The organism is Anaplasma bovis (assembly GCF_036903315.1).
Taxonomy (GTDB): domain Bacteria; phylum Pseudomonadota; class Alphaproteobacteria; order Rickettsiales; family Anaplasmataceae; genus Anaplasma; species Anaplasma bovis.
Map to the genome: position 1 here is coordinate 1 of NZ_JAWLNY010000080.1, position 3,172 is coordinate 3,172.

The window sequence follows — 3,172 nt, forward strand, 5'->3', positions numbered from 1 at the left end:
TCAGAGATACTAGATAAGGTTTCCAAAAATGAAGTTAAGGTCTTGTATTTGCTTGGCGCCGATGAGATTGATCTAGAGCAAGCTAAAGCTTCTAACCCTGATCTCTTTATCATTTATCAGGGGCATCATGCGGACAGGGGCGCTCACGTAGCTGATGTAGTGTTACCTGGAGTTACGTATACAGAGAAGCGTGCTACTTATGTTAATACAGAGGGCAGGGTACAGAGAACAGAGCTGGCTGTGGGTTCTCCTGGAAATTCAAAGGAGGACTGGAAGATTGTCAGTATGTTATCAGAAGCTTTTGGATCGCCTCTTCCCTATAAAAGTACTCCGGATGTATGGAAAGGTCTTGCTGAAATCGGAAGGCAGTTTTCTGAGGATAACATTGGTAGCTTAGTAAGCTCAGAATGGAAGCTTCCCAAGTTTGGTAAAAATATTGGAGCATTGGGAGCGCGTGATAAGAAGTTCACATCTGTAGTTAGAAACTTTTACATGACTGATCCTATAAGTAGGGCTTCTATCACAATGGCGAAGTGTACCAAGTTTTTTACGAACAGAGCTTACTGACATGGGTAATGCACTTGTTGAGCTGCTGTCTTGGGTTCTCTCGAATAAGTTCCTCCTCGTTAAAATGCTCGTTCTCATCACGGGCGTCATGGTATCGGTTGCATATCTAGTTTACATGGAGCGTAAAGTTATTGCGTTTATGCAATTTAGGCATGGGCCTAGTGTTGTGGGATTTTTTGGTCTACTGCAGCCATTTGCGGATGCATTTAAGTTACTGACAAAGGAAAGTATAATGCCCATGAAATCTAGGGGTATTATGTTTTTTGCTGCTCCTGTGATCATGTTTGCGCTTGCCATATGTGGGTGGGCTGTAATTCCATTAGGCGCTAGTGAAGTGGTTCAAGAAGGCATCACCACTGTTGTGCCATATGCAATTGCGAATTTAAACTTGGGTGTGCTATATCTACTTGCCATATCTTCGCTAGAGGTTTATGGCGTCATAATCGCTGGATGGGCTAGTGGCTCTAGTTATGCATTTTTAGGTGCTATAAGATCTGCGTCTCAGATGATTTCGTATGAGATGTCGATGGGGCTGGTTATTCTAACCGTGGCAACTGTTACTGGTTCCTTTCGGTTGGTAGATATTGTGGTAGCTAGGCATGCGATGCCATACTGGGTTGACATACTTTTGCTCCCTATGATAGGGGTATTTTTTATATCCATTTTGGCTGAAACAAATCGTCATCCTTTCGATCTTCCAGAAGCGGAGTCTGAGCTAGTATCAGGGTACAACGTTGAGTATTCGTCTATGTTGTTTGCCATGTTTTTTCTTGGTGAATACGCAAACATGATATTGGTGAGTGCAATCATGGTGATATTTTTCTTAGGCGGATGGTATCCCCCTATAAATCTGGGAATTTTCTACATGATACCTGGTTTTGTGTGGTTTTTTGGAAAGATATTCTTCCTACTTTTTTGTTTTATATGGATAAGAGCTACTATTCCTAGATACAGGTATGATCAGCTCATGAGATTGGGCTGGAAGGTACTTTTGCCTTTTTCTTTCATATGGCTTATGCTGGTATCTGGTACAATGTTATACTTTGATGCGTTTCCAAAGTAAGATCAGAGCCTGGTCCGAGGAAAAGCGGTGGCTTTTAGAAGATGTATAAAGTGCCGAGGAGTTTGTTCTCCAGTAGCAGCTTTCGTGACAAGGATAAATTTGTCGTAACTACTTCAGCCTTCCCGGTTACGCCACTGATGAGTTTGCTCAGTGCATATAGCTCAAAGTATAGCAGTGGCAAAGTAATCCTTGTGTATCATCTAATTGCTTTATCTACCTTGCTGCCTATTATTTTTCGCTGTAGAAGCTGCTGGGGCAGCAGGAGAGCTTTTGGGTAAATCTTTTTCTGAAACATCACTGTCTGTAGATAAAATTCCCTCCATTGCTTTTGCATACAATTCGATTTCCTTTTCCATTTCTTCAGAAAGGCGAACAGAGCCTTGTTTCTGTTTTGCTTCAGGAGAATGTGTACCTGGTTTTTCGCTACCTGAATGTATACTTAGTTTTTCGTCCTGCTCCAAAGCGGCTTTAGCATCTTGAGCTTTTGTGATCTTCCACGTAGCTCCGGTAATGGAAGACATATTATATATATGTTTGAGGAGAACCATGCCATCTGCCTGCGGTATAGGACCGCTGTCTTTTTCAGGTACAGGTAAGCTGCCTCTATCAGTCTTAACATTGTCAAGCGCCATGACTAGTAGAGGTAAATCGTTGAGACGAAGATTGATGCTGCTATCAAGCGAAGATCTCTTTGATATATCTCCTACTTCTGAGACAGAATGTTCTATCAAATTGTCCATATACCTTCCGTAACCATATGCAGAAGAGAAGCCATCTGTAAGAAGAGGAGTTAAAGACCTGATTTTGCCATTTTTGATCTCAAATAATGGATTATTTACGTTGCGGCACTCTATTCCGTTCCTAGATAATGCTTCAGGTATTACATTACGTAAGATCTTATAAGTTTTTGTACCTATGTCCTTTTCACCTTTTTCAACAGACTTTCTGCACTCAGAAAGAATTTCTGATACTGCAGCATGGAGATTGTCTCCATTGACGTTGTTGAGAGCATATGACAAGTCTGCATATGAGCACAGAGTGTACAGAATTGCAGAATTGAGCATCTCACTCTCTTGAGGAGATCTGTACTCACTTCTCAGTCTTTTTATGTCTAAAAGTAAAGTATCTATACTGGCCTTCTTTAGAGATGCAAGCTCCCTGTGTAGTGCTACAGGAGTAGGGGAGTCTAGAAGCTTGTAACCTTTCCATTCATTTTCCTTGCCTCTTGTTTCCGAAGTGGGATCTAAAGACCTGCGCCCACTTCTTTCATCACCTTCTGAGGATTTTTCCTTGCCAACAGGCGTAGCACGTTTTTGAGTAACGCTTGCAGTATGCACAGTATGCTGTTGTCCATGCACAGTATGTTGCTGTTCCTGGACATGGGCTTTGCTAATGTGTGTAGCATCTCCTGCTATAGCGGCTGCAATAGCCTCAGGCGTAGCACGTTTTTGAGTAACGCTTGCAGTATGCACAGTATGCTGTTGTCCATGCACAGTATGTTGCTGTTCCTGGACATGGGCTTTGCTAATGTGTGTAGCATCT

General features: G+C 42.2%; 3 protein-coding genes. 2 read left to right on the plus strand and 1 reads right to left on the minus strand.

The features are described 5' to 3' along the window. Both R4I06_RS04570 and nuoH read left to right on the plus strand, forming a co-directional pair. Positions 1-567: molybdopterin-dependent oxidoreductase (locus tag R4I06_RS04570; RefSeq protein ID WP_334414403.1), on the plus strand; the 567-nt coding region annotated here is incomplete at its 5' end. 1 nt (position 568) lies between these two features. Continuing rightward, positions 569-1,630, plus strand: a complete 1,062-nt coding sequence (nuoH, locus tag R4I06_RS04575; RefSeq protein ID WP_334414405.1) for an NADH-quinone oxidoreductase subunit NuoH — start codon at positions 569-571, stop codon at positions 1,628-1,630. A 209-nt stretch (positions 1,631-1,839) separates the two neighbouring features. On the opposite strand, the gene R4I06_RS04580 is transcribed toward nuoH, so the two are convergent. Then, positions 1,840-3,172 (minus strand): hypothetical protein (locus R4I06_RS04580; protein WP_334414406.1); only part of this gene is annotated, 1,333 nt, incomplete at its 5' end.